The organism is Rhodoferax sp. ZS1R8 (assembly GCF_056521325.1).
Window position 1 is genome coordinate 931,907 of sequence record NZ_JBWMBA010000002.1, and the last position, 25,061, is coordinate 956,967.

Here is a 25,061-nt window from a genome sequence, read left to right on the forward strand (position 1 = left end):
TGCGTTGGCAAGTTCAAACGGGCAGGGCGGTGAACTGGCGCGTGTCGACAGAAGCCTCCTGGAAGTCGAACCACGGATCGGGCTCACCCTCCAGCGCAAACTGCAACTGCTCCCACAGTGCCTTGCGGCCTTCATGGTCTTCCAGGATGCGTTTCTTCACATGGTCCAAGCCCACGCGGTTCACGTAGTGCACGGTGCGCTCCAGGTACCAACCCTCCTGGCGGTACAGCTCGCAGAATGCGCCGGTGTATTCCAGCACCTCGGCCGCGGTCTTGACCTTCACCAAGAAGTGCGCCACCTCGGTCTTGATGCCGCCGTTGCCGGCGATGTACATCTCCCAGCCGCTGTCCACACCGATGACACCCACGTCCTTGATGCCGGACTCGGCGCAGTTGCGCGGGCAGCCACTCACGGCGAACTTGACCTTGTGCGGTGCATACATGCGCCACATGGCACGCTCCAGGTCCTTGCCCATCTGCGTGCTGTCTTGTGTGCCCATGCGGCACCACTCGGAGCCCACGCAGGTCTTGACCGTGCGCAGCGCCTTGGCATAGGCATGGCCCGATGGCATGCCGATGTCCTTCCACACGTTTTGCAGGTCTTCCTTCTTGACGCCCAACAGATCGATGCGTTGACCGCCGGTCACCTTGACGGTGGGGATCTTGTACTTGTCCACCACGTCGGCAATGCGGCGCAGTTCGCTGGCTGTGGTCTCACCGCCCCACATGCGCGGGATCACGCTGTAGGTGCCGTCTTTCTGGATGTTGGCGTGGCTGCGTTCGTTGATGAAGCGGCTTTGCGGGTCATCCTTGGCGGCCTTGGGCCACGTGGAGATCAGGTAGTAGTTGACGGCAGGGCGGCAGCTTGCGCAACCATTGGGCGTCTTCCACTCCATGAACTTGAAGGTGTCGGCAATCGTCAGCAGCTTGTTGTTGCGAATCGCATCGCGCACGCCCTGGTGGCCGTGGTCGGTGCAACTGCACATGGCCTTGGTCTTGGGCGTGGCGGAGTAGTCGCCGCCGGCGGTGAACATGATGATCTGTTCCACCAGCCCGGTGCAGGAGCCGCAGGAGGCGCTGGCCTTGGTGTGTTTCTTGACCTCGTCCAGTGTGAACAAACCTTTTTCGCGGATGGCCTTGCAGATGGTGCCCTTGTTGACGCCGTTGCAACCGCAGACTTCTGCATCGTCGGGCATGGTCGCGGCCTTGCTATGGCCTTCGTGGCCGGCATCGCCAATATTCGATTCGCCAAACATCAGCTTGTCGCGGATGTCGCTGATGGAGCGGCCGTCGCGCAGCAGCTTGAAGTACCAGCTGCCGTCCACCGTGTCGCCATACAGGCAGGCGCCGACCAGCTTGTCGTCTTTGATGACCAGCTTTTTGTAGACACCGCCGTAGGGGTCGCTCATCACCAGTTCTTCGGTGCCCTCACCGCCGGTGAAGTCGCCCGCGCTGAACAGATCAATACCCGTGACCTTGAGCTTGGTGGATGTCAACGAGCCTTGGTAACGACCAATACCGAACTGCGCCAGGTGGTTGGCCGCCACCTTGGCCTGTTCAAACAGCGGAGCCACCAGGCCGTAGGCAATGCCGCGGTGGGCCGCGCATTCGCCCACGCTGTAGATGCGCGCGTCGGTTGTGGTCTGCATGGTGTCGTTGACCACAATGCCCTTGTTGCAGTGCAGGCGCATTTTTTCGGCCAGCTCGGTGTTGGGGCGGATGCCGACCGCCATGACGACCAGGTCCGCGGCCACTTCGGTGCCGTCCTTGAACTGGATCGCTTTGACACGTCCATTCTCATTTCCGACTAAGCCTTGTGTTTGCGCGCCGATCAGGAACTTCAGGCCCCGGTCTTCCAGTGACTTCTGCAGCATCTTGCCGGCCACGGTATCCAACTGGCGTTCCATCAGCGTGGGCATCACATGCACCACGGTCACGTCCATGCCGCGCAGCATCAAGCCGTTGGCCGCTTCCAGACCCAGCAGGCCGCCACCGATGACGACAGCGTTCTTGTACAGCGTAGCCGCTTCGATCATGGCGTTGGTGTCGGCAATGTCGCGGTAGGCGATGACGCCTTGCAGGTCCTTGCCGGGCACAGGCAATATGAAGGGGTTGGAACCGGTGCACAGCAGCAGGCGGTCGTATTCCGCCTCGGTGATGTCGCCGTTGGCGTCCACGGCGCGCACGATGCGCTTGACACGGTCTACCTCAAACACTTTTTTACCCGCGTGCAGCGTGATGTGGTTGTCGGTGTACCACTCCCAGGAGTTCAGCACGATCTCGTCCAGCGTCTGCTCACCGGCCAGCACGGGCGACAGCAGGATGCGGTTGTAGTTAGGGTGGGGCTCTGCCCCGAACACGGTGATGTCGTACAGCTCGGGTGCAATCTTCAGCAACTCTTCCAGCGTGCGAACGCCCGCCATGCCATTGCCTATCATTACCAACTTGGATTTTTTCATTGCGGCCACTCCTGTATCGGAAACCTTCAGCACGTGGATGCGCCACCTGCCAAACAAAAGAGAAAAAGGAAATAGTTCAGACACGGCCATGCGGCCGGTACACCAAATACAACCGTGCATACGTCGTTGTATGCAGAACCCGCAGTGCAATCGCTAAGGCTCAAGGCGCTCCGTTACGCCCGCAACCGTTTACGCAAGAGCTGTGCCATATCATGGTGTTAACCCTTGTTGTGTTGCCTGCGGTGCTGGGGGCTGGTGTGCGTCTTGCATGCCCGGCACCTGTTTCTCCTCTCAAAACCGTGTTTTTATGACGTCTGCCCTGGTCCATGTGAATGGTTTGAAAACGGCCCACCCGCTGCAGGCTGACTTGGCTGCGGCCGGTATCGAAGTACTGGCCACGGTGCAAGACCGTGCCAAGCTGCTGCAGGAAGTGGTGCGTCATGCACCAGATGTGCTCATTTGCGACGCGCCGGTGCCCGACGAAGCGCTGTTCAAGGCCACGGCGGCCATTGCCGAGACGGCACCCTGCGCCGTCATTGTGTTCACGGCCGATGCCGATGTGGCCCATATGGACCGCGCCATTGCATCTGGCATCCACGGCTACGAGGTCAACGGTTATGGTGCGCCGCGCCTGCGGTCATTGGTGCACCTGGCCCAGGCCCGCTTTCGCCAGGCAGAGGCCCATGCCCAGGCCCTGGCTGACATTTCCACCCGCTTTGAAGAGCGCAAGATGGTGGAACGGGCCAAGGGCATCCTGATGCAGGCCCAGCATCTGTCGGACGACGACGCCTTTTACATCCTGCGCACCGCGTCCATGCACACCAACCAGCGGCTGGGCCAGGTGTCGCAGCACGTGGTGCAGTCCGCACGCAACGCGGAGGATGTGAACCGCTGTGGCCAGCTGCGCATGCTGTCGCAACGTCTGGTGACGCTGCAGGTGCTGCAACAGGCGGTGCCGCATGCCGGCGCACCGTGGGTGCAGCAGTTGCAGGAATCCGTGCAGCGCATAGACGCCAACCTCGCTTACTTGGGCAAAAGCCTGTCTTACGCCACCTATGGGGACCTGCTGGGCCAGGTGCAAAAGACCTGGTCTGAACTGCAGCCCGTGCTGCGCACCAGCCCGGGCGTTGATGCGACGGCATCGGCCTATGCACGGCTGGACGCGTTGGCCGAGCACCTGCTGCAAGGTGCCGAGCGCCTGACCACCCAGTTAGAGAGCGCCAGCCCAGCGCCACCGCTGCGCGTGCTGAACCTGGCCGGCCGCCAGCGCATGCTGTCGCAGCGCTTTGCCAAGGATGCCGTACTGGCCCTGCTGGGCGATGCGCCGCTGCAGGAGCGCAGCGCCCTAGGCATGGCCGCGTCGCGGGCTGCGTTTGAAGAGGCGTTGACCTATCTCAACGGTCTGCCGCTGAGTACGCCGGACATCCATACGGCGTTGGAAGCTGCGGGTGTTGGCTGGTTGAAGCTGGTGGCGGCGACCAAAACGGCGGAACTGAATGGCCTTGCCGACGCCAGTGAGAGTCTATTGGCGGTGCTGGAGCAGTTGTCTGCCCACTACGAACACAGCATGCAGATGCTGACCGGGGGCTAGATGTTGGAAGTATTGGGAGTGACCATAGGAATGCTTAGGTGACTTGATCATCAATTAACTCCAGCAGATCGTTTGCACTTTGGGCGAGCGCATCCGTTCCGTGGACCAACTGCGCAACTCGGGGGCGCATTGAATGGACAAATGCCTGAAGCGCTTCTTGGACTGATAACCCGAGGTAAAGCGCATGGCCGTTTTCGGGGACGAAAGAACCGCAAAGATCGATCAGTGATTCCATCGCAGCGCGCTTTGCCCAATCTCCTCCCTCTTTGAGGATTTGTTCGATTTGCGGCAGGACAGCCAAGATAACCGGATAGAAAGTACCTGCGTGATTGTTTCCCATCGACCAAAGAAACTTGTCGTACGCATCCTCTGCGGAAGCCAGATCGTGTGCGCTCCAAAGTGCCTCAAGGGCATCATCGACGCTGCTGGATTCGTTCGACTCGGGTTGCGGGAATTGGTTGAAGTCTGGCGATGTCATATCCGCTGGTTACTCGATGAAAACGTAAAGACGGGAGCCTTTGCGCGCGAAACGATTTTATGGCCAGGTCCGTTTGGCATTGCTACAGCGCGCCTTAAGCTGCAATGCACCAAACTAGGGAATACCCACCCTAGAGCTCCCCATGCACGGGCACCGATATTGCTTACCCTTGGTGCATATGGCATTTGAACTCGACATCGGCTTCGCATCCAGCGCCGGCACCAAGGACAGCAACGAAGACTTTTGTGGCGCGCTGATGCCCGAGCCGGGGCTGGAGGGCATGGGTGTAATCGCCGCCGTGGCCGATGGCGTCAGCCGGGGCGGCATGGGCAAGGAGGCGGCGCAGACTACCGTGGTCAGTTTGCTGCGCGACTACTTCGGCACACCCGAGACCTGGGACGCCACCGTGGCGCTGGACCGTATCATCTCCAGCCAGAACGCGTGGCTGTGCGGCATCAATAGGCGCCGCCAGCCGGCCATGGGCATGACAACGCTGACGGCGGTGGTGCTGCGCGGCCAGTCTTACGCGCTGGCCCATGTCGGTGATTCGCGCGCCTACCTGCTGCGCGGGGGGCATATCCAGCAGATCACGCACGACCACGTCGTCAACCACCCCGATTTTCAGCACCAGCTGGTGCGGGCTGTGGGGCTGGAGGACCGGGTGGTCGTGGATTATGTGCAGGGCGATCTGCAAGTGGGCGACGTGTTTGTGTTGCTGACCGATGGCGTGTACGGCTCCCTGAGCGACAAGCGCTTGAAGGCCCTGGCAGAAGGCGACAGCGCGCAGGCCGCCTCCCAAACGGTATGCGAGGCCCTGCTGGACGCCGCGCTCAAGGCCGGCAGCAAAGACAACGTGACCGCGCTGGTGGTGCGTGTGCTGGGCCTGCTGGACGCCACGTTGCAGGACGAGAACCGCGCGGCCCAGAGCTTGCCGGTGCCGCCGATGCTCAAAGTGGGCGACTTGCTGGATGGCTTAACCATCACCGCCGCCGTGGCCGACAACGGCATCAACGTCGTTTACCAAGCTACGGTAGCGAACTGTTTGCCGGATAGCCTGAGCGGCAGAGTGCTCCGCGCAGGTAAAGGAGGAGCCCACACGGTGGGCGGGGGACACGGAGCGGAGCACTCTGCCGCTCAGGCTAGCCCGACAGCCCCTGCCGACCCCAACAAGCACTACATCATCAAGGCCCTGCACCCCGCGCGCGCCCACGACCGCGAAGAGCTGGCCATGCTGGCCCACGAGGCTTGGCTGGCCAAGCGCATGCAGTCGTCCCGCGCGGCGGACAACCTGGTCCATATCCACACCGATCTGCCCAGCGGGCGGCCTCGCAGCGCCTTCTACCTTGTCTACGACTGGCACGGTGGCGAGACGCTGCAGCACGCGCTGGCCCAGCAAAAGCGCTTCAAGCTACCCCAAGCCTTGGCCGTGGGCCTGCAGGCGCTCAAAGCCTTGGGCCGCCTGCACCGCCAGGGTGTCATACACCGCGACATCAAACCCGCCAATCTGCACCAGGGCGAAGACGGCGTGCTGCGCCTGTTGGACCTGGGCGTGGCCTTGAGCGGGCGCGAGCCCGCCAGCATGCGCGAGCTGCACGCCGGCACGCCCAGCTATGTGAACCCCGAGCAGTGGGGCTTCAACTGCAAGACCACCGCCCGCACCGGCGGCCAGCGCACCGATGTGCCTACCGAGCTTCCCGATGCCCAGAGCGACCTGTTCGCGCTGGGTGTCACGCTGTACCAGCTGCTGACCGGGAAGCTGCCCTATGGCGAAGTGCTGCCCTACCAGTCAGGCCGCTATTACCGAGACCCGGTGGCACCCAGCCGCCACAACCCCGAGATACCGATCTGGCTGGACCACGTATTGCTCAAAGCTGTGGCGCGCGACAAACGCCAGCGCTTTGAGACCGCCGAAGAGTTCCGTCTGGCGCTGGAGCGCGGGGCGTCACGCCCGTTGTCTGCTCCGGCAGCCACCCCGCTGCTGCAGCGCGATCCGACGGCGCTGTGGAAGGCGGGATTGGCGGTGTCGGTGCTGCTGAACCTGCTATTGGTTTATTGGCTTTTGTTTTTGCCAAAATAGGCTGTAGCCCTCGTGGATATAGCGTAAGCAGCTACGGAATTTGTAGCATCTTTCAGGCCGGTAGAGGCGAATCCTGCCTCCGTGCGCCATCCAACGGACCGCTCGATCCGACCGGTCTAAGCTGCCTCCCATGGCCGACACTAAACCTCCTTCTTCCCCCAGCGCGACAGGCACAACCCCTATCTACGAAGACGCTGACTCGCGCCCGGCGCAGCCGCTACCCATCAAGGGCCCGGCCAATGTGGGTAATTCTCCGGTGGGGCAGGGCTCTGCATCGCCTAAGGGCGGGCACGACCTACCGCTGCCCCATGAGCGCGACGAATCTGCCGCCACCGCCGTAGCACGCGAGCCCGACCCCATCATCCAGCAAGCCAAACGCGACCTGGATGCCGGCATGGTCGACACCGACATGCGCGCAACCCCAGGCCTGGACGCCGCCCGACGCGAGGCGTTGGTGCCCGGTCCCGGTGGCACGCCCCCGCCCGCGCGCGGCGGCGTGTAGGTTGCACCGCTAAATGGGCCGGCGCGCCAGCGGCAGCAAGGCGTGGTCGCGCCTGGTCCGCCAGCAGACCCGTTGGGTCATGCGCCATGCAGTCAGCGAAGGAAAAAAGGCGCTGAAACGTTCCACTGCGCGCGTTACCACTACCAACACCAAGGCCCGAGTGGCACGCAAGCGGCCCGCGGCCGTGTCCGCAGGGGGAGTTTGGGGTGTGGGCATCGCGACCGGTCCGGCTGGGGTGCGACGCTACCGTCTGTTTAAACCCGCGGGCTTGTCAAGAGCGAAAAAGCACCCTCTGATCGTGATGCTGCACGGTTGCGGGCAAAGCGCCAACGATTTTGCAGCCAGCACCCGCATGAATCGATTGGCCGCGCAATACGGGTTCATGGTTTTGTACCCCGAACAGGACCGACTGGCCAATGCGCAAGCGTGCTGGAACTGGTTTGACAGCCGCAACGGGCGCGCCCAGCGCGAGGCGGCCAGCATCGTCGCCGCGCTGGACCATGCCAGTTCCATGCACGCCGTAGACCCCGGCCGCGTCGCCATCGCCGGGTTGTCGGCTGGTGCCAGCATGGCCGCCTTGGTGGCACTGCTGTTTCCGCAGCGTTTTGCGGCGGTTGTCATGCACTCGGGGGTAGAGCCCATGTCTGCCAACTCATCCGCCACCGCACTGGGGGCTATGCACGGGCGTTACAGGGTGGCGAGCAGACCGACGGCTGGCAAAGTGGCGCAGGTCTTACCCGCCTTGCTGGTGATACAAGGCAGTGCAGACCATGTGGTGCTCAAAGCCAACGGAATGCGCGCTGCACAGGCCTGGGCCGCGCGCACGCATGCGCAGCCCAAGGCGGCCAAGGTGTTACGCCGTGGCAATCGCTATCCGTTCACGACGATGGACTGGCTCGGGCCCAAACGGCGGCTATTGGTGACGCTGAGTGAAATCAATGGCCTGGGGCACGCGTGGAGCGGCGGCGGCGCGTCGCAGGCGTATTCGGACCCCAAGGGGCCGGACGCTTCGCGCATGGTTTGGGCGTTTGCGCAGAGACAGTTCCAGACACCAGCCCTGCTGCATACACCGTAAACAGCAATTAATATTGCAGCGGTGCACTTGCTGCAACTATTATTGGGTCTTAAAACACTCCGGAACATCGCTTGGGTTGCACTGGAAGACTTGCCGCCTGTGTTGAAGGATAAAGCGATGGCAATTCAGCAAGCGAATGGCTCTTCGCCACGGTATTGACATAAAGGGAAAAATCCCTTTAGCCCTCGTCGAACATAGGTACCTTGCTACAAATTATGTAGCTATCTATATTTCAAGCAGTTCTCGCCCTGCCACCCTTCTCGGCCCACGTCCGCGTCCACCGAATCTGCATCACCCGCAGCATCGCCAGCATGACCACCGCCAGCACGGCAAACAAGAAGAAGCCGCCCGAATAGCTGCCCATATATTGCTTGGACAGGCCCATCGCATTGGGTACCAATCCGCCGCCCAGCGCGCCGATCTCGCCGATCATGGAGCCAGCTACAGCGGTGGCCAAGGGCCAGCGCAGCGGCACCAGTTGGAAGACCGCGCCGTTGCCAGCACCTAGCGCGGCAAAACAAACGATCACCAGCAGCGTCGTCACGGCCAGCGAGCCGGTGGACAAACCGCACAGCACCAGCGTGGCGGCCACCGTGCACAACACCACGTTCAGCGTGTTGACGCCGCCCCAGCGATCCGATATCCAGCCGCCCAGCACGCGCACGGCCGCACCCATGAAGGCGGCCAGCATCGTCAGTTGGCCGGCCTGGACCTTGCTAACGCCGAACTGGTCGTAGTAGTAGGTGGGCAAGAAGGTGGCCAGGCCGATGAAGCCGCCAAAGGTCACGGCATAGATCAGGCTGAAGGCCCAGCCGTCTTTCTCGAACAGGCAGGCGATGTGTTCCTTGAAGGATGCGTGCGCATCGCGGTCGTCCGGCTCCTTGGCAAAGATGACCATCACGACCATGGGTATGGTGATGGCAACTGCTGCGATGCCGTACACCGTGACCCAGCCAAAGGCCTGGGCCAGCGGTGGTGCGATCAGCACCGAGACGGCCGTGCCCACGTTGCCCGCGCCTACCAGACCCATGGCCAGTCCCTTGTGGCGCGCCGGGAACGAACCCGAACCCAACGAGAGCGCTACACCAAAGCTGGCTCCGGCGATCCCCAGCAGCACGCCCATGGCCAGCAGGTCGTTAAAGGTTTTGACGAAGAAGAAGCCAAACAGCATGGCCACCATGATCATGCCCATCTCGACCAGCGTGGCCTTCTTGCGGCCTATGTACTGCGACAAGATGCCCAGTGGAAAACGCATCAGCGCGCCAGCGATGATGGGTATGGACAGCATCAGGCCCTTTTGCGCGGGGCTCAAGTTGAAGGTCTCGGAAATAAAGGGCGCCATCGCGCCATTGAGCACCCAGATGCAACAGGAGAACGCAAAGTACAGGAAGGATGCAAACAGCGTGGGCGCATGACCGCTGTTCAGAAAGCTACGAAATCCCGACATGGTGCACAGTTCCTAAAAATGGGTTTAACCCATGCACCAAAGCGAAACCCGTGCCAGCTAGCTCTCGGATTGGTGCGTACTGGCGCCCTGTAGTGGGAGGTAGCGGCTGAACTGCTCGATAGGGACCGGATTGCCAAACAAAAAGCCCTGGTAGGCGAAGCAGCCTATGCTGGCCAAGAAGTCGCGCTGCGCCTGGGTCTCTACACCCTCGGCCACCACGGACAGGCCCAAAGTGGTGCCTAGCGCCACAATGGTGCGCGCGATGGCGGCGTCATTGGCGTCGTGCAGCACGTCCTGCACAAAGGATCGGTCGATCTTCAGCAGGTCCAGCGGCAGTTGCTTCAGGTAGCTCAGTGATGAGTAACCCGTCCCAAAGTCGTCCAGCGAGAAGCCCACGCCGTGGGACTTGAGCTCGTTCATCTTGCCGATGGTGTCGTCCGCGCGGTGTGCGAGCACGCTCTCGGTGAGCTCTATGCGCAACAGGTTGGGTGGCACCTTCCAGAGCTCTAGAAACCTCAGTACGCCAGGCACAAAGCCGGGTTCACGCAACTCGCGCGCGCTGACGTTCACCGCCAGGCTCAGGTGGGCAGTCTCCGGCGACTGGGCCCAGGTCGCCAGTTGCTCGCAGGCCATGTTCATGACCCAGCGGCCCAGCGGCACGATGAGTCCGGTGGACTCCGCCAGTGCGATGAAGTTTTCGGGCATGACCAGGCCCCGGGTGGGCTGCAGCCAGCGCACCAGGGCCTCGGCGCCGGTGATCTGGCCCTGGGCGCCTACGGTGGGTTGGAAATACAGCACCAGTTCTTCACCGCCCTGCAGGCCATCGCGCAGGTCAAACTCCATGGCCACCCAGCTCTCCAGATCAGTCTGCATGCTGACGTCAAAGAAGCGCAGCGTGTTGCGGCCCGCGGCCTTGGCCTGGTACATCGCCAGGTCGGCCTGTTTGAGCAGATCTTCGACGCTGTTGCTGTGCGCATCAAACAGCGTGATGCCCATGCTGGGCGAGCTGTGGTGTTCGCGTCCGGCCAGGTCGTAGGGTTGGTTCAGTGTGGACAGAATCTTCTTGCCTACGCTGTCGGCCTGCATGGCGGCAGCGTGTGATTCAGGTTCTAGGTCTTCCAACACCAGCACAAATTCATCACCACCCAGGCGTGCCACGGTGTCGGCCTCGCGCACGCAGCCCGACAGGCGCTGGCCCACCTGTTGCAGCAGCAGGTCGCCCACATCGTGGCCCAGTGTGTCGTTCAGTGTCTTGAAGTTGTCCAGGTCGATGAAGAGCAGGGCGCCGCGGCGGTGGTGGCGGGCGTTGGTGTGCAATGCGCGCTTCAGTTGCTCCAGCAGCAGGCGGCGGTTTGGCAGACCGGTCAGCGCGTCGTAAAACGCCAGGCGGTGGATCTCTTCGCCGGTCTGCTTTTGCTGCGAGATGTCGCGCCCTATACCGTGGTAGCCACGGAATCGCCCGTCGGCATCGAACATGGGTGACCCGCTGACGCTGGCCCAATGCGCCTTGTCACCGGTATTCGGGCGGCGGATTTCCAGATCCCTAAAAGACTCGTGGGCGTTCAAGGACTTGCGGTGGGCGTCCCAATCGGCCTCGCTCATGTTGAGGCAGGGGATCTCCCAGCGGGTCTTGCCCAGGTGCTGGTCCATGGTGAGCCCGGTGCTGTGGTAGACCTTGCCGCCCAGCACGGTGAACCGGAAGTTCTCGTCCTGCTCCCAATACCAGTCGGATGACAGCTCGGTCAGCGCCCTGAACCGCGCTTCGCTTTCGCGCAGCGTAGTCTCGGTTTTTTCGCGCTCGGTCACATCCACAAAATTGACCTGTATCGCGGGCATGCCGTTGTGCGTGATGGGCGATGCCTGGATTTCTACGTCGATGCCGCGGCCATCGCGTCGTATAAATTTCTCCACTTGCACGGGCATCGGTCTGCCGGTGGCCAAGCTTTTGGCGACGCGGTCGGCCACCATGCCGCGGTAGCGCGGGTCCACCATGTCCATCATGGGCAGGCCCACCAGCTCAGCTTCGTCCCTGGCGCCCAGGATGGAAATGGCCGCCGGGTTGGCATATACCACCAGCCCATTCTGGTGGATGCCAATGCCGATGGGCGACCATTCCACAAGTGCGCGGTAGCGGGCCTCACTGTCCTGCAGCTCTGCCTCTACGCGTTTGCGTTCAGTCAATTCGGTGTTGCTGCCCGATAGCCGCAATGGCTCACCTTGCGGGCCACGTTGGATGTGCGCGCGCAAATCCACCGGCACGTAGTGGCCCCGCTTGTGGCGTAGCCGACATTCAATCTGCCAGATGCTTCCCGTGCCCTGCAAAGCGGTGGTGAAGCTGTGGTCTATGGCCGTGGCGTCCTCCGGGTGGAACACGCTCGCCATCAACTTGGAAGTTGCAGGCAATTCGGAATCTACATACCCCAGCATATGCCACCAATTGGGGGAGAAGTAGACCTCTCCCGTGCCCAGATCCCAGTCCCATGGCGCCGCATCCATGCCGCGCAGGATCAGGTCCCAACGCGCATGTTTATGCGTGTTTGTCGTCGGTTGCCCAGCCAGGGTGTTTTCCATAGCTGGGCATTATGGCGTCTCCCGATGTACGTGTCGGTGGCTCAGGCAGCAGTCTTTTCGACGTGGCCCTGGCGGGTGTACAGGAAGTCTATGACCGCTTTGCGGTAACCCAGGTACTGGGCGCTGTCGGCCAGCGCCACGCGGTTGCGCGGGCGCGCCAGCTCCACGCTGAGCACATCGCCAATGGTGGCGGCCGGGCCGTTGGTCAGCATGACGATCTTGTCGGACAGCAGCACGGCCTCGTCCACGTCGTGCGTCACCATCACCACCGTACTTTGTGTGCGGGCAACAATCTCCAGCAACTCGTCCTGCAGCTTGGCGCGGGTCAGTGCGTCCAGCGCGCCAAAGGGTTCGTCCATCAGCAGGACTTTGGGTTCCATGGCCAGCGCCCGTGCAATGCCCACGCGCTGCTTCATGCCGCCACTGATCTCGCCGGGGCGTTTTTGCGCGGCAGGGGTCAGGCCCACCATGGCCAGTGCGGCATCAGTGCGGGCCATTAACTGGGCCTTGTTCTCGGATGGGGCTCCTGCGTTTTTGGAGCCCGCGCCAAACACGCGTTCCACGCCCAGGTAGACGTTCTCAAAGCAGGTAAGCCATGGCAACAGCGAATGGTTCTGGAACACGACCGCGCGCTCGGGGCCGGGGCCGGCGATCTCGCGGTTGGCGCACAACAGCGCGCCCTCGGTCGGCATGGTGAGTCCGGCAATCAGGTTCAGCAGTGTGGACTTGCCGCAGCCGCTGTGGCCGATCAGCGTCACAAATTCGCCCTTGGCAACAGTCAGGTTGATGTTGCGCAGCGCGGGGAACAGGCCCTTCTTGGTTTTGAAGGTCTGGGCGACGTTCTGGATCTCGATGTATTTCAGGCTGCTCATGACTTCACCTCTTCAAACGTAAATGCCGTAGCGATCTTGATCAGCGCGTATTCCAGGACCAGGCCGACGATGCCGATCACAAAGATCGCGATGATGATGTTCTTGACGTTCAGGTTGTTCCACTCGTCCCACACCCAGAAGCCAATGCCCACGCCACCGGTCAGCATCTCGGCCGCCACGATGACCAGCCACGCGGTGCCCACGGCCAGGCGCACACCGGTCAGCATGTAGGGCAGCACGGCGGGGAACAGAATCTTGGTGACAATCTTCCACTCCGACAGGTTTAACACACGCGCCACGTTCATGTAGTCTTGCGGCACGCGCTGCACGCCCACCGCCGTGTTGATGACCATGGGCCAGATCGAGCAGATGAAGATGGTCCAGATGGCGGCGGGGTTGGCACCCTTGAACACCAAGAGGCCAATCGGCAACCAGGCCAGCGGCGACACCGGGCGCAGCAGGCTGATCAGCGGGTTGAACATGCGGCCCAAAAATTCAAAGCGGCCAATCGCAAAACCGGCAGGGATGCCCACCGCCGCGGCCAGACCAAAGCCCAGCGCCACGCGCTCCAGCGACATCAGCACGTTCCAGCCCACGCCCTGGTCGTTGGGGCCCTTGCGGTAGAAGGGATCGCTGAACAGCACCACGGCCTGTTTCCACGTTTCCCACGGGCTGGGGATGCTGCTGGCCGTGCCGATGCTGACCAGCGCCCAGATGCCCACGAGCAAGCCCAGGCCCATGACAGGTGGCAGCACGGCCATCAGCGTGGCGCGCCAGTCCCACGGGGCGCGGGTGGCAGTGCGGGTTGCTGCTGGAGCGTCCGCAGCTGGAACCTCTAAGTCTTTTAGGCCGCTAGCCCTCGTGGAATGCGCGTGAGCAGCTTCTTTTTTGATAGCAATATTTTCGCTGGCTGCGGCGAGGGGGGAGTGGAAAACTGCGCTGACCATGGTGATCTCCTTAAGCTTTGATCTTGAAACCGTCGGCGTATTTCTTGGGGTCCTTGCCATCCCAAACTATGCCGTCCATGAACTTGGCTGAGCGCATTGCGTCCTTTGGAATCGGCGCCTTAGCAGCGGTAGCGGCCTGCTTGTAGATGTCGATCTGGTTGACCTGTTTGGCGACCGCCAGGTAGTCGGGGTGGTCCTTCAGCAAGCCCCAGCGCTTGTGCTGGGTCAGGAACCACATGCCGTCGGACAGGTAGGGGAAGGTCACCGCGCCGTCGTTGAAGAACTTCATGTGGTTGGGGTCGTCCCAGGTCTTGCCCAGGCCGTTCTGGTAACGGCCCAAAATGCGCTGGTTGATCGCGTCCACGCTGGTGTTCACATAGCTCTTGTCGGCAATCGTCTCGGCCATCTTGTTCTTGTTGGACAGGCTAGCGTCTATCCACTGGCCGGCTTCGATAATGGCGGCCGTCACGGCGCGGGCAGTGTTGGGGTACTTCTTCACGAACTCGCCGGTGGTGCCCAGCACTTTTTCGGGATGGTCTTTCCAAATGTCTTGCGTCGTCGTGGCGGTGATGCCGATGCCGTCGATGATGGCGCGGTGGTTCCACGGCTCACCCACGCAGTAGCCGTCCATATTGCCGACGCGCATATTGGCCACCATCTGCGGTGGTGGCACGGTGATGACCTTGGCGTCTTTCAGCGGGTCAATGCCATTTGCCGCCAGCCAGTAGTACAGCCACATGGCGTGGGTGCCCGTGGGAAAGGTCTGCGCAAAGGTGTACTCGCGCTTTTCAGAAGCCATCAACTTGGCCAGGCCGGGTCCGTCCACGGCACCCTTGTCGGCGAGTTTTTTGGACAGTGTGATGGCCTGGCCGTTGTGGTTCAACGTCATCAGCACGGCCATGTCTTTCTTGGGGCCGCTGATGCCAAGGTGCACGCCGTAGATCAGGCCGTACAGCGCGTGGGCAAAGTCCAGCTCGCCGTTGACCAGCTTGTCGCGCACGCCGGCCCAGCTGGCTTCTTTGCTGGGGATGATCTTGACGCCGTATTTCTTGTCGAAGCCCAGCACGGAGGCCATGACCACGCTGGCGCAATCGGTCAGCGGGATAAAACCGATCTTGACCTCAGTTTTCTCTGGCGCGTCCGACCCGGCGGCGTAGACCACAGAGCGCAGTGCGGGCGATATGCCAACGGCGCCTAGCGCGGCGGATTGCAGCACTTTGCGGCGGCTGAGGTGGTTGTGCAGGAAGTCAGTCATAGCAAGCAGCTTTCATCAGTAATAAAAAGTTGGCGTTCAGGAACGAAAAAAGGCGTCCTCACACGGCACGCAGCTTGTTGAAAAGCCGCGTACCGGTGGGGACGCCTTTGTCCGGGGTTGACGCGCGGTGCCCGACGTTGGGCTCCGCTTGTCTATGACCATCCTTGGTCTCGTAGGGGTATACGCAATGAGCGTGCCAGATATTTTTAAGCTCTGAGGCCAGATCGGCAAGCTAGCCACCGGGTGGGGTGCAACCAGCACCAAGCTTGTGCGCAGCAAACGCCCAAAGCAGTGCAGGCCTCAAGAAATGCCCGCAACCTGCCGAAAACAAATCCATGACCTCCAAGATCGAAACCATCCGGCCCCACACCAACCGCAAGGTGCCCGTTGAGCAGTGGCCCGAGTCGCTGGAAATACTGCGCCACCTGGCCGCGCAAAACAAGGCGCTGACGATACGGGAACTGGCGCATGACGTTAGTGCACCCGAGATCTCCACGCGCAACCGGCTGGCGCGGCTGGAAGTGTTGGGCGCTGTAGAGGCCACACGGTCCACCGCCGCACTGGGACCAGGCCGCTACGTGACCTGTGCGCACTATGCGATCACGCAGTATGGGCGGGACTGTGCGGTGTCGCGCGGCAAGCCAGCGGATGCCATGCCCAGGCTGTGCGTCAACAGCGTGTTTGCGCTGGCTCGGGCGATGAATTTGGGCTAGCCCAACAAATCCATCGCGTCGAGCATGCGCTGGGACACGTCCACTACTTTCAGCCCCTTGTCCATTGCGGACTTGCGCAGCTTTTCATAAGCGGCCTGTTCGCTAAGGCCCTGGCGCTGCATCAGCAGGCCCTTGGCGCGGTCGATGATGCGCCGGTTCTTCAGCTCAGTGTTCAGGTCTTGCACCTCGGTCTTTGCATCGGCCAGCTCGGCACGCAAGGCTTGGTCTTGCTCAAAGCGGGCCATGGCCACATCCAGAATCGGACGTATGCGCTCGGGCGACAAGCCCGCAACGATGTAGGCTGATACACCGGCCGCCACAGCAGCGCGCGCATTGGATGTGTCGCTGTCATTGGTAAACATCACGATCGGGCGGCGGGCGTCTCGCGTAGCCATGACCACGTGCTCCAGTGCATCACGTGCCTCACTTTCGGCATCCAGGATGATGATGTCGGGCTGCAACTGGGCCAGGCGCTCGTGCAAAAAAGTGTCTGCCGGCAACACAGCAATCAGATTGAAGCCACTCTCGAGCAACCCAATGCGCAGGCTGCGTGAGCGCTCGGCCTGATCTAGCGCCTGGGTGTCGCCAGGGTCAGCGATGACCAAGTCCGGGGCAATAACGACGATGCGAAGGGCTTCTTGCATGGCGCTCTCCACGCAATATCCGCGCCAACCTAAGGTTTGCGCCAGTAGTGGTATCGCCATGCGGTCGTGAAACCGGCGCGCCGGTACAGCGCCAGTGCTGCGCCGTTTCCTTCTTCCACCTGCAGAAATACGCGCGTCAGGCCTTTTTGTGTCGCTGTATCGGCAAGACCGCCAAGCACGCGGGCGGCCAGGCCACGGCCACGGCTATTCGCGGCGGTGCGCATACCGTGGATGCTGGCCCAGCCCTGACTGAGTGATGCTGTGCCTGCAGCGACCGGTTGGCCGGCCTCTTGCACACTGGCGTAAATACCATAGCGACTGCGGCTAAGCGCCTGTACGCGGTGCGCGCCGTCGACCGGGTCAAAGCCGTCGCCGAGGTAGACCGCAGACCAAGCCGGAGTGGGCGTGGGGCTGACATAGGCGGGCGCGGCGTGGCAGATGCTGCGCATCTGCTGCACCGTGCCCACTTGCACCAGCGTGGGCTGCTCGGCACGGTAGCCGCGGTGGCGCAGTTCGGCGTGGATGTTGTCCAGGCCCGTTACATCGGCGACGCGAAAGGCTGCCTGCAGGCCTCGATCGGCGTACAGGGCTTCGATGTTGGCAATGTGCGCCGTATCCAAGCCGTGATGGCGTAGCGGCACGGCGCTCTTGGCGCGACCTATGGTGGAGTTATCGAGGGGCAGCAGCCAATTCTTTATTTCCACAACCGTTGGTGGGGCCACTGCGTCCAGGGTTGCGCGCTCAAGTTGCGCAATGTCGCGGTCGGATAGCGGGAGTGAAAAGGTGGACATGGGCATATTTTGCACGCTGCGGGTGCGGCTGATGAGGGCCTAAACTCTGGGGGTATGGCTGATGAAAATTTTCTGGTGTTGGGTATCGAATCATCGTGTGATGAAACCGGCGTGGCACTGGTGCAGGCGCGCACTGAGGGTGTGCCCGTTTTGTTGAGCCATGCCCTTTACAGCCAAATCGACATGCACCAGGCCTTTGGCGGTGTGGTGCCCGAGCTGGCCAGCCGCGACCATATCCGCCGCGTGTTGCCGCTGACACAGGAGGTGTTGGAGGGCAGTGGTCGTTCATTGGCCGACGTAGACATCGTGGCCTATACCCGCGGGCCGGGTCTGGCGGGTGCGCTGTTGGTGGGGGCCGGTGTGGCCTGCGCGTTGGGTGCGGCACTGGAGAGGCCAGTGTTGGGTGTGCACCACCTGGAGGGGCATTTGCTGTCGCCATTTTTGAGTGCCGATCCACCGCAGTTTCCGTTTGTAGCCTTGTTGGTGTCCGGCGGGCATACCCAGTTGATGCGGGTGGATGGGGTAGGGCGCTACGCGTTGTTGGGAGAGACGATTGACGATGCAGCCGGTGAAGCCTTTGACAAATCCGCCAAGCTAATGGGCCTGGGTTACCCCGGCGGGCCGGCGCTGGCGCGCATGGCAGAGCAGGGCGACCCTGCGGCCTACAAATTGCCGCGGCCTTTGCTGCACAGCGGTGATCTGGATTTTTCGTTCGCAGGGTTGAAGACTGCGGTGCTGGTGCAAGCGCAGCGCATGGTGGCTGCGCAGGCCGCATTGGCGGCCGGACTGCCCGCGCCGACTGTGCAACCCAATGGCGGAAGCACTGAAGGTTTTGATGCGCTAGGGGTGCAGCAACGCAGCGATTTGGCGGCCTCCACGCAGGCAGCTATTGTGGAGGTACTGTTGAAGAAGTCGATAGCCGCGTTGAAGCAGACCGGATTGCAACGCCTGGTGGTGGCTGGCGGTGTAGGTGCTAACCGCAGCTTGCGAGAACACCTCAATGCGGCGTGCGCCAAACGCAATGTGCGCGTGCACTATCCGGAACTGCATTTGTGTACCGACAACGGCGCCATGATTGCCATGGCCGCTGCGATGCGCCTACAAAGCGGTTTGCAGCAGGCTACCAGGACCTACGCGTTTGATGTCAAGCCGCGTTGGCCGCTGGATAGCCTTTAGAAAGGGCTTACAGAATGGTCAGTTCGGCAGCGTTGCTGACGGGAAGCTTCTTGACCAGTTTCAGGGTCAAGACGCCGTTTTCGAGCTTGGCTTCGCTGGTTGCGGTGTCAATCTCCAGTGGCAGCTCATAGGCGGCGCTGTAGCGGCGCGCGGCTCCTTCCTTGCTGGCCATACGGACGATGGCGCCTTCGACGGAAATGCTCAACTGGTCCTTGGCAATGCCGGGCATGTCCAGGGTCAGCGTGAAGCTGGTTTCATCCTGGGTATAGCTGACAGCTTTGTTCGCACTGGTGTGCAAGGCTTGCTCCATGAAGCGCTCCAGTGCACGACCATTGTTGGCATAGGCTTGGCGGTGCAGGTGAGGATGGGCGGTAGTCGCGAAAAACATGGTGGGTACTCCTAGTACACTGCGCGGCTCTCACAGCGATCGCCGCATGAATCTAAGCTGCGACTCGTCTTCTATTTTTCAAGAAAAAAATCACATGTTTATTCTTCACCGTTGGGTCTTGAAAACGGTATCGACGGCGTTATCTATTTTGCCGTTTGCCGTCAGTAGCGCACTAGCGCAATCCCCCGCAGCACCGGCCATCAAGCTGGCCATGGTCGAAGCCCTGAGCGGCCCCAACGCCAATGCGGGGGAGGCTGTTTTTCGCAACCTGGCTTGGGCGGTTGAGCGTGTCAATGCACGCGGTGGTGTGAAGTTGCCCGCGTCCGCCGGCGGCAACCAGATGTTGGTGCTGGAGCGCTACGACAGCAAGGGGCAGAACGAAGAGGCTTTGTCGGTACTGCGCTCAGCCATCGACAACGGCGCACGCATCGTGTTGCAGGGCAATTCTTCGGCCAATGCAGCGGCGCTGATCGATGCGGTCAACAAGCACAATGAACGCGACCCCGCGCGCCGCATGCTATTCCTGAACTACTCCGCAGTGGACCCGGTGCTCACCAACGAAAAGTGCAGCTTCTGGCACTTCCGTTTCGATGCCCATGCCGACATGCGCATGGCCGCGCTGATGGACGTTATCAAGGACGACAAGGCGCTCAAGGGCGTGTACCTGATCGGGCAGGACTACAGCTTTGGCCAATCGGTTCTGCGCGAGGCGCGGCGCCAATTGGCTGTGCTGCGGCCAGATGTGGCCGTCGTCGGTGAAGAGTTGCACCCCATGGCGCGCGTCAAAGACTTCCTGCCCTATGCCAACAAGATCAAGGCCAGCGGCGCTGGTGCGGTCATCACCGGCAACTGGGGCAATGACCTGACACTGCTGATCAAGGCCGCCAAGGAGGTGGGCTTTGAGGGCAAGTTCTACACCTTTTACGGTAATGCGTTGGGTGCACAGGCTGCCATTGGCGATGCGGGTATCGGCAAGGTCGTAGCAGTTGCTGACTGGCTGCCCAATGTGCAGACGGCGGGCAGCGAGGCTTTTTACAAGTCGTTTCGCACGCGCTACCCATTGGCGGCAGACGACTATGTGCACATGCGCATGCAGTTGATGATCGAGGCGTTGGCGCAGTCCATCGAGTCCGCTGCCGGCAAACAGGCTGGCCTGGACATTGCAGCAGTAGCCGCGCAGTTGGAGAAAACCAAGGTCAACTTAGCCGGGCAGGCCGGCAGCATGCGCGCTGCTGACCACCAATTCCAGCAACCACTGGTGGTGGGGGTCATGGACCGCCAAGGCACGCCGGGCGTCAAATTTGACGTGGAAGGCTCGGGCTACGGCTTTCGGGTGATCAAGACCCTTGCACCCGAAGCAGCCGAGTTGCCAACCAGCTGCAAAATGCAGCGCCCGTAGAGCAGAAGGGCGTGGTGGGAGGGTGTTTGTACACAATACCGCCAACCGGGCTATAATCGACAGGCTTTGTATTCGGCAAGGCGCACGCCAGGAGCAGTTCCAGCACCTGGCGCAAGTTCAGAAACCAGGGACCCGCGGCTAATCAATGGCCAGCATGGGTCCCGACATGACAGGAAAATCGACATGATCGCATCCAGCATCAAAGCCGCTGTTGTCAAAGACAACGCTCGCAGCCCATCCGATACCGGCAGCCCAGAAGTGCAAGTTGCATTGCTGACCGCCCGCATCAACGAACTCATGCCCCACTTCAAGACCCACGCCAAGGACCACCACGGTCGCCGCGGCCTGGTTCGCATGGTGAACACTCGTAAGAGCCTGTTGGCCTACCTGAACCGCGTAGACCACGACCGCTATGTTGCTCTGATCGCCAAGTTGGGTCTGCGTAAGTAAGCTGCGTACATTAGCGCTGCACCAAATGACAGACGCCTGAGTTAGTTCACTAGCTCAGGCGTTTTTTACTTCGGAGACGGCAAAAACAGGGCGAAGCTGTGTCATTCCACGGAAATTGGCGGTTCTTTCAACCGCAGTTTGAGTTTCTCTGGAATGGCATCGTGTTCTGCGTTGTTGCCTCCGGGCTTGGCAGGTGGCCTTTACCTGCCAGCGGGTTCCCGCACTATCAGGAGATAAAACAATGAGCATTTTCAACAAAGTCACCAAGACCTTCCAATGGGGTCAACACACCGTCACGATGGAAACCGGCGAAATCGCGCGGCAATCCACTGGCGCCGTGCTGTTGGACATGGACGGTACCGTCGTTTTGGCCACCGTCGTTGCCAAGACCGAAGGCAAGCCCGGCCAGGATTTTTTCCCCCTGACCGTTGATTACCTGGAAAAGTCTTACGCCGCTGGCAAGATCCCCGGGAGCTTCTTCAAGCGCGAAGGCCGCCCTAGCGAATTTGAAACCCTGACCAGCCGCCTGATCGACCGTCCGATCCGCCCACTGTTCCCCGAAGGTTTCTTCAACGAAGTGCACGTGGTTATCCACACCGTGTCGTTGAACCCTGAAGTCGATGCCGACATCGCTGCCATGATTGCCGTGAGCGCTGCTCTGTCCATCTCTGGCGTGCCGTTCAACGGCCCCATCGGCGCAGCCCGCGTGGGTTACGTCAATGGCGAATACGTATTGAACCCTGGCCAGACCGCGCGCAAAGATTCCATCATGGATCTGGTTGTGGCCGGTACTGAAGCCGCTGTGCTGATGGTCGAGTCCGAAGCCCAACAGCTGTCCGAAGAGATCATGCTCGGTGGTATCGTTTACGGCCACGCGCAAGGCAATATCGCCATCAACGCCATCCACGAGTTGGTGCGCGAAGCTGGTAAGCCGGTGTGGGATTGGAAGACGCCTGCCAAGGACGAAGCCCTGATCGCCAAGATCGACGGCCTGGCCAAAGCCAAGCTGGAAGCCGCTTACCAAATTCGCAACAAGCAAGCCCGTACACAAGCCTGCCGCGCCGCTTACTCCGAAGTCATGGCTGCATTGAAGGCCGACGGCGCTGCGTTTGACAACGTCGCCATCGAAGGCCTCCTGTTTGAAATCGAAGCCAAGATTGTTCGCGGCCAGATTCTGGCTGGTGAGCCCCGTATCGACGGTCGTGATACACGCACTGTGCGCGCTATCGAAATCCGCAACAGCGTGCTGCCCCGTACCCACGGTTCGGCCCTGTTCACGCGTGGCGAAACTCAGGCTTTGGTTGTCACTACGCTCGGTACCGAGCGTGATGCACAACGTATCGACGCTTTGAGCGGCGATTACGAAGACCGTTTCATGATGCACTACAACATGCCTCCGTTCGCCACTGGCGAAACCGGTCGTGTGGGCACGCCCAAGCGCCGCGAAATCGGCCATGGTCGTCTGGCCAAGCGCGCACTGGTTGCAGTGTTGCCAAGCAAGGAAGACTTCCCTTACACCATGCGTGTCGTGTCCGAAATCACTGAATCCAATGGCTCCTCAAGCATGGCCTCGGTCTGCGGCGGCTGCCTGTCGTTGATGGACGCCGGCGTGCCGATGAAAGCTCACGTGGCAGGTATCGCCATGGGTCTGATCAAGGAAGACAACCGCTTCGCGGTGTTGACCGACATCTTGGGTGACGAAGACCACCTGGGCGATATGGACTTCAAGGTTGCAGGTACCACCAACGGTATTACCGCACTGCAGATGGACATCAAGATCCAAGGTATCACCAAGGAAATCATGCAAGTCGCTTTGGCCCAGGCCAAAGAAGCGCGCATGCACATCCTGGGCAAGATGCAAGAGGCGATGTCGGAAGCCAAGACCGAAGTGTCCAATTTTGCGCCGCGCCTGTTCACGATGAGGATCAACCCCGAGAAGATCCGCGACGTGATCGGCAAGGGTGGCTCCGTGATCCGTGCGCTGACCGAAGAAACCGGCACCCAGATCAACATCGACGAAGACGGCACCATCACCATCGCATCCGCCGATCCAGCGAAGGCCGAAGAAGCCAAACGCCGCATCGAGCAGATCACCGCCGAAGTCGAAATCGGCAAGGTCTACGAAGGCCCCATCACCAAGATTTTGGACTTCGGTGCATTGGTCAACCTGCTGCCCGGCAAGGACGGCCTGTTGCACATCAGCCAGATCGCACACGAACGTGTCGAGAAGGTGTCCGACTACCTGACCGAAGGCCAGATCATCAAGGTAAAGGTCATGGAAACGGACGAGAAGGGTCGTATCAAGCTGTCGATGAAAGCTTTGATGGACCGTCCGGCCCAATCCTCAGACCAAGGTTGATACATCAATTTGCTAGCAATTCGATAGCTGCTTACGCTCGCTGGGCGAGGGCTATCGGTTGAAATAGCTATGAAAGTTATCGAAATTTCCTCCTTTGGCGGCCCGGACGTTCTGCGTTTGGGTGACCGCCCCCTGCCGGTTGCCGGCGCGGGCGAGGTGCTGGTACGCGTGCGGGCGAGCGGCATCAACCGGCCAGACGTGTTGCAGCGCGTAGGCATGTACCCGGCGCCTGCCGGTGCTTCGGATATCCCGGGGCTGGAAGTTGCGGGCGTCATCGAAAGCGGTGACGTACAGGCCATGGCGCAAGCCGGGCTGAACGTGGGCGATAGCGTGTGCGCATTGGTGGCGGGTGGCGGTTACGCAGAGTATTGCGTGGCGCCCATCGGCCAATGCCTGCCGGTTCCGCAGGGCTTGAGCGATGTCGAGGCGGCTTCGCTGCCCGAGACATTCTTCACCGTATGGAGCAACGTGTTTGACCGTGGCGGTTTGCAAAGCGGTGAAACCCTGCTGGTGCAGGGCGGTACCAGCGGCATAGGCGTCACGGCCATCCAGATCGCCAAGGCCTTGGGTGCCAAAGTGATTGCCACGGCTGGTAGCGATGAAAAACGCGCTGCGTGCCTGGCCTTGGGTGCTGACCACGCCATCAATTACAAGACGCAGGACTTTCAGGCCGAGGCTTTGCGCCTGACCGATGGTCGTGGCGTCGATGTGGTGCTGGACATGGTTGCTGGCAGTTATGTCGCCAAGGAAGTGCAGTGCCTGGCGGAGGATGGTCGTCTGGTCATCATCGCCGTGCAAGGCGGTGTGCAGGCAGAGTTCAATGCGGCCTTGGTCATGCGCAAGCGCTTGACCATCACCGGTTCGACCTTGCGTGCGCGTCCGGTTGCTTTCAAGGCCGCCATTGCCAAGGCTTGTTTGCAAAAGGTGTGGCCTTTGTTGGCTGCAGGACGCGTCAAATCGGTGGTGCACAGTGTGTTCCCGGCGGTGGATGCTGACCATGCCAGCGGCAGTGGTGCGTCAAGGGCCCATGCGCTGATGGAATCCAACCAACATGTTGGCAAGATTGTTTTAACTTGGGGTGCAGCATGAAAAAACAGCTGATTGCAGGTAACTGGAAGATGAACGGCTCTTCGCAGTCCAACGCGGCCCTGGTGTCGGCGCTGGCGGCGGGTGCTGCGAATGCCCAGTGCCAGATCGCGGTTTGTGTGCCAGCACCGTATTTGGGCCAAGTGCAGTTGCTGGTGGCGGGGACCCGTATCGATTTGGGCGCGCAAGACGTGTCTCAGCACGAATCGGGTGCCTTCACCGGCGAAGTGTCTGCCGGCATGTTGCGCGAATTCGCAACCCGTTATTGCCTGGTGGGTCATTCGGAGCGCCGCCAGTACCACGGCGAAACCGACGCGGTGGTTGCGACCAAGGCCCAGCGTGCTCTGGCGGCCGGCATCACGCCCATCGTTTGCGTGGGTGAGACGCTGGCAGAGCGTGAAGCAGGGCGTACCGAAGAAGTGGTCAAACGCCAGTTGGCGGCGGTGATCCATACCAACGGGCATTGCATCAGTGAAATCGTCGTCGCTTATGAGCCCGTATGGGCTATCGGTACCGGCAAGACTGCGAGCCCGGAAGAGGCGCAGCAGGTGCATGCGGTTTTGCGTGCGCAGTTGCATGCAGCAACCGAGCACTCTGATCGGGTACTGATTTTGTACGGCGGCAGCATGAACGCAGCCAACGCGGCGCAATTGCTGTCTCAGCAGGACATTGACGGCGGACTGGTCGGGGGCGCGTCCCTCAAAGCCGCAGATTTTTTAACCATCATTGCTGCGGCGCGCTGAGTAGTTCAGCGCCCACAGCGAATTTCCCGTTTTTAGGAG

The 25,061-nt window shown here is 61.2% G+C and carries 21 protein-coding genes; 11 read left to right on the forward strand and 10 right to left on the reverse strand.

The window, feature by feature from the left end; translation table 11 throughout:
• Nucleotides 1-13: 13 nt before the first annotated feature.
• Nucleotides 14-2,458, reverse strand: a complete 2,445-nt coding sequence (gene nirB / locus AC097P_RS10320; RefSeq protein WP_479610304.1) for a nitrite reductase large subunit NirB — start codon at nt 2,456-2,458, stop codon at nt 14-16.
• Nucleotides 2,459-2,765: 307 nt separating this feature from the next.
• Between nirB and AC097P_RS10325 the strand changes: the two genes are divergently transcribed.
• Nucleotides 2,766-4,049 carry a type IV pili methyl-accepting chemotaxis transducer N-terminal domain-containing protein gene (locus tag AC097P_RS10325; RefSeq protein ID WP_479610305.1) on the forward strand — a complete coding sequence of 428 codons (1,284 nt, stop codon included), beginning with the start codon at nt 2,766-2,768 and terminating at the stop codon, nt 4,047-4,049.
• 34 nt (nt 4,050-4,083) lie between these two features.
• Here the strand turns inward: AC097P_RS10325 and AC097P_RS10330 are convergent, their stop codons facing one another.
• Nucleotides 4,084-4,527 (reverse strand): hypothetical protein, encoded by a 444-nt coding sequence (locus tag AC097P_RS10330; RefSeq protein ID WP_479610306.1) that lies wholly within the window; start codon nt 4,525-4,527, stop codon nt 4,084-4,086.
• 178 nt (nt 4,528-4,705) lie between these two features.
• Between AC097P_RS10330 and AC097P_RS10335 the strand changes: the two genes are divergently transcribed.
• The 3 genes from AC097P_RS10335 to AC097P_RS10345 all read left to right on the forward strand — a co-directional run bounded on the left by AC097P_RS10335 (nt 4,706) and on the right by AC097P_RS10345 (nt 8,181).
• Nucleotides 4,706-6,604 (forward strand): bifunctional protein-serine/threonine kinase/phosphatase, encoded by a 1,899-nt coding sequence (locus AC097P_RS10335; protein ID WP_479610307.1) that lies wholly within the window; start codon nt 4,706-4,708, stop codon nt 6,602-6,604.
• A 130-nt stretch (nt 6,605-6,734) separates the two neighbouring features.
• Complete coding sequence (locus tag AC097P_RS10340; protein ID WP_479610308.1) at nt 6,735-7,106, forward strand: hypothetical protein; 372 nt, start codon at nt 6,735-6,737, stop codon at nt 7,104-7,106.
• A 13-nt stretch (nt 7,107-7,119) separates the two neighbouring features.
• Nucleotides 7,120-8,181 (forward strand): extracellular catalytic domain type 1 short-chain-length polyhydroxyalkanoate depolymerase, encoded by a 1,062-nt coding sequence (locus tag AC097P_RS10345; protein ID WP_479610309.1) that lies wholly within the window; start codon nt 7,120-7,122, stop codon nt 8,179-8,181.
• A 232-nt stretch (nt 8,182-8,413) separates the two neighbouring features.
• On the opposite strand, the gene AC097P_RS10350 is transcribed toward AC097P_RS10345, so the two are convergent.
• The 5 genes from AC097P_RS10350 to AC097P_RS10370 are packed head-to-tail and all read right to left on the reverse strand — an operon-like array spanning nt 8,414 to nt 15,273.
• The gene (locus AC097P_RS10350) at nt 8,414-9,628 is read right to left on the reverse strand and encodes a nitrate/nitrite transporter (RefSeq protein WP_479610310.1); all 1,215 of its coding nucleotides are present in this window, start codon (nt 9,626-9,628) and stop codon (nt 8,414-8,416) included.
• A 57-nt stretch (nt 9,629-9,685) separates the two neighbouring features.
• Nucleotides 9,686-12,199: a sensor domain-containing protein gene (locus AC097P_RS10355; protein WP_479610311.1), complete on the reverse strand. Its 2,514-nt coding sequence runs from the start codon at nt 12,197-12,199 to the stop codon at nt 9,686-9,688.
• Between the two features lie 41 nt (nt 12,200-12,240).
• Nucleotides 12,241-13,071 (reverse strand): ABC transporter ATP-binding protein, encoded by an 831-nt coding sequence (locus tag AC097P_RS10360; RefSeq protein ID WP_479610312.1) that lies wholly within the window; start codon nt 13,069-13,071, stop codon nt 12,241-12,243.
• A complete protein-coding gene (gene ntrB / locus AC097P_RS10365; protein WP_479610313.1) occupies nt 13,068-14,018 on the reverse strand; it encodes a nitrate ABC transporter permease in 951 nt (316 codons plus the stop codon). Before ntrB ends, AC097P_RS10360 begins: the two co-directional genes overlap by 4 nt.
• 10 nt (nt 14,019-14,028) lie before the next feature.
• On the reverse strand, nt 14,029-15,273 hold the full coding sequence (locus tag AC097P_RS10370; protein WP_479610314.1) for a CmpA/NrtA family ABC transporter substrate-binding protein: 1,245 nt from the start codon (nt 15,271-15,273) through the stop codon (nt 14,029-14,031).
• Nucleotides 15,274-15,608: 335 nt separating this feature from the next.
• Here AC097P_RS10370 and AC097P_RS10375 point away from each other — a divergent pair, with 335 nt between their 5' ends.
• Nucleotides 15,609-15,986 (forward strand): helix-turn-helix domain-containing protein, encoded by a 378-nt coding sequence (locus AC097P_RS10375; RefSeq protein WP_479610315.1) that lies wholly within the window; start codon nt 15,609-15,611, stop codon nt 15,984-15,986.
• Here AC097P_RS10375 and AC097P_RS10380 read toward each other — a convergent pair.
• Both AC097P_RS10380 and AC097P_RS10385 read right to left on the reverse strand, forming a co-directional pair.
• The gene (locus AC097P_RS10380) at nt 15,983-16,630 is read right to left on the reverse strand and encodes an ANTAR domain-containing response regulator (protein ID WP_479610316.1); all 648 of its coding nucleotides are present in this window, start codon (nt 16,628-16,630) and stop codon (nt 15,983-15,985) included. The genes AC097P_RS10375 and AC097P_RS10380 overlap by 4 nt on opposite strands.
• 29 nt (nt 16,631-16,659) lie before the next feature.
• On the reverse strand, nt 16,660-17,421 hold the full coding sequence (locus tag AC097P_RS10385) for a GNAT family N-acetyltransferase (protein ID WP_479610317.1): 762 nt from the start codon (nt 17,419-17,421) through the stop codon (nt 16,660-16,662).
• Nucleotides 17,422-17,475: 54 nt separating this feature from the next.
• Here AC097P_RS10385 and tsaD point away from each other — a divergent pair, with 54 nt between their 5' ends.
• Nucleotides 17,476-18,597: a tRNA (adenosine(37)-N6)-threonylcarbamoyltransferase complex transferase subunit TsaD gene (tsaD, locus tag AC097P_RS10390; protein WP_479610318.1), complete on the forward strand. Its 1,122-nt coding sequence runs from the start codon at nt 17,476-17,478 to the stop codon at nt 18,595-18,597.
• 7 nt (nt 18,598-18,604) lie between these two features.
• On the opposite strand, the gene AC097P_RS10395 is transcribed toward tsaD, so the two are convergent.
• Nucleotides 18,605-18,985, reverse strand: a complete 381-nt coding sequence (locus AC097P_RS10395; protein WP_479610319.1) for an Hsp20/alpha crystallin family protein — start codon at nt 18,983-18,985, stop codon at nt 18,605-18,607.
• Nucleotides 18,986-19,079: 94 nt separating this feature from the next.
• Between AC097P_RS10395 and AC097P_RS10400 the strand changes: the two genes are divergently transcribed.
• The 5 genes from AC097P_RS10400 (at nt 19,080) to tpiA (ending at nt 25,022) form a co-directional block, all read left to right on the forward strand.
• Complete coding sequence (locus AC097P_RS10400) at nt 19,080-20,384, forward strand: branched-chain amino acid ABC transporter substrate-binding protein (RefSeq protein ID WP_479610320.1); 1,305 nt, start codon at nt 19,080-19,082, stop codon at nt 20,382-20,384.
• Between the two features lie 183 nt (nt 20,385-20,567).
• A complete protein-coding gene (gene rpsO / locus AC097P_RS10405) occupies nt 20,568-20,834 on the forward strand; it encodes a 30S ribosomal protein S15 (protein ID WP_209395240.1) in 267 nt (88 codons plus the stop codon).
• 241 nt (nt 20,835-21,075) lie between these two features.
• On the forward strand, nt 21,076-23,193 hold the full coding sequence (pnp, locus tag AC097P_RS10410; RefSeq protein WP_479610321.1) for a polyribonucleotide nucleotidyltransferase: 2,118 nt from the start codon (nt 21,076-21,078) through the stop codon (nt 23,191-23,193).
• Nucleotides 23,194-23,262: 69 nt separating this feature from the next.
• Nucleotides 23,263-24,282 (forward strand): NAD(P)H-quinone oxidoreductase, encoded by a 1,020-nt coding sequence (locus tag AC097P_RS10415; RefSeq protein ID WP_479610322.1) that lies wholly within the window; start codon nt 23,263-23,265, stop codon nt 24,280-24,282.
• Nucleotides 24,279-25,022, forward strand: coding sequence for a triose-phosphate isomerase (gene tpiA / locus AC097P_RS10420; protein WP_479610323.1), 744 nt, complete (start codon nt 24,279-24,281; stop codon nt 25,020-25,022). The genes AC097P_RS10415 and tpiA overlap by 4 nt, the downstream gene beginning before the upstream one ends.
• Nucleotides 25,023-25,061 lie beyond the last annotated feature (39 nt).

Bases quoted from the DNA above. Each gene is read 5' to 3' on its own strand.
- nirB (WP_479610304.1), bottom strand. From the start codon at position 2,458: ATGAAAAAATCCAAGTTGGTAATGATAGGCAATGGCATGGCGGGCGTT.
- AC097P_RS10325 (WP_479610305.1), top strand. From the start codon at position 2,766: ATGACGTCTGCCCTGGTCCATGTGAATGGTTTGAAAACGGCCCACCCG.
- AC097P_RS10330 (WP_479610306.1), bottom strand. From the start codon at position 4,527: ATGACATCGCCAGACTTCAACCAATTCCCGCAACCCGAGTCGAACGAA.
- AC097P_RS10335 (WP_479610307.1), top strand. From the start codon at position 4,706: ATGGCATTTGAACTCGACATCGGCTTCGCATCCAGCGCCGGCACCAAG.
- AC097P_RS10340 (WP_479610308.1), top strand. From the start codon at position 6,735: ATGGCCGACACTAAACCTCCTTCTTCCCCCAGCGCGACAGGCACAACC.
- AC097P_RS10345 (WP_479610309.1), top strand. From the start codon at position 7,120: ATGGGCCGGCGCGCCAGCGGCAGCAAGGCGTGGTCGCGCCTGGTCCGC.
- AC097P_RS10350 (WP_479610310.1), bottom strand. From the start codon at position 9,628: ATGTCGGGATTTCGTAGCTTTCTGAACAGCGGTCATGCGCCCACGCTG.
- AC097P_RS10355 (WP_479610311.1), bottom strand. From the start codon at position 12,199: ATGGAAAACACCCTGGCTGGGCAACCGACGACAAACACGCATAAACAT.
- AC097P_RS10360 (WP_479610312.1), bottom strand. From the start codon at position 13,071: ATGAGCAGCCTGAAATACATCGAGATCCAGAACGTCGCCCAGACCTTC.
- ntrB (WP_479610313.1), bottom strand. From the start codon at position 14,018: ATGGTCAGCGCAGTTTTCCACTCCCCCCTCGCCGCAGCCAGCGAAAAT.
- AC097P_RS10370 (WP_479610314.1), bottom strand. From the start codon at position 15,273: ATGACTGACTTCCTGCACAACCACCTCAGCCGCCGCAAAGTGCTGCAA.
- AC097P_RS10375 (WP_479610315.1), top strand. From the start codon at position 15,609: ATGACCTCCAAGATCGAAACCATCCGGCCCCACACCAACCGCAAGGTG.
- AC097P_RS10380 (WP_479610316.1), bottom strand. From the start codon at position 16,630: ATGCAAGAAGCCCTTCGCATCGTCGTTATTGCCCCGGACTTGGTCATC.
- AC097P_RS10385 (WP_479610317.1), bottom strand. From the start codon at position 17,421: ATGTCCACCTTTTCACTCCCGCTATCCGACCGCGACATTGCGCAACTT.
- tsaD (WP_479610318.1), top strand. From the start codon at position 17,476: ATGGCTGATGAAAATTTTCTGGTGTTGGGTATCGAATCATCGTGTGAT.
- AC097P_RS10395 (WP_479610319.1), bottom strand. From the start codon at position 18,985: ATGTTTTTCGCGACTACCGCCCATCCTCACCTGCACCGCCAAGCCTAT.
- AC097P_RS10400 (WP_479610320.1), top strand. From the start codon at position 19,080: ATGTTTATTCTTCACCGTTGGGTCTTGAAAACGGTATCGACGGCGTTA.
- rpsO (WP_209395240.1), top strand. From the start codon at position 20,568: ATGATCGCATCCAGCATCAAAGCCGCTGTTGTCAAAGACAACGCTCGC.
- pnp (WP_479610321.1), top strand. From the start codon at position 21,076: ATGAGCATTTTCAACAAAGTCACCAAGACCTTCCAATGGGGTCAACAC.
- AC097P_RS10415 (WP_479610322.1), top strand. From the start codon at position 23,263: ATGAAAGTTATCGAAATTTCCTCCTTTGGCGGCCCGGACGTTCTGCGT.
- tpiA (WP_479610323.1), top strand. From the start codon at position 24,279: ATGAAAAAACAGCTGATTGCAGGTAACTGGAAGATGAACGGCTCTTCG.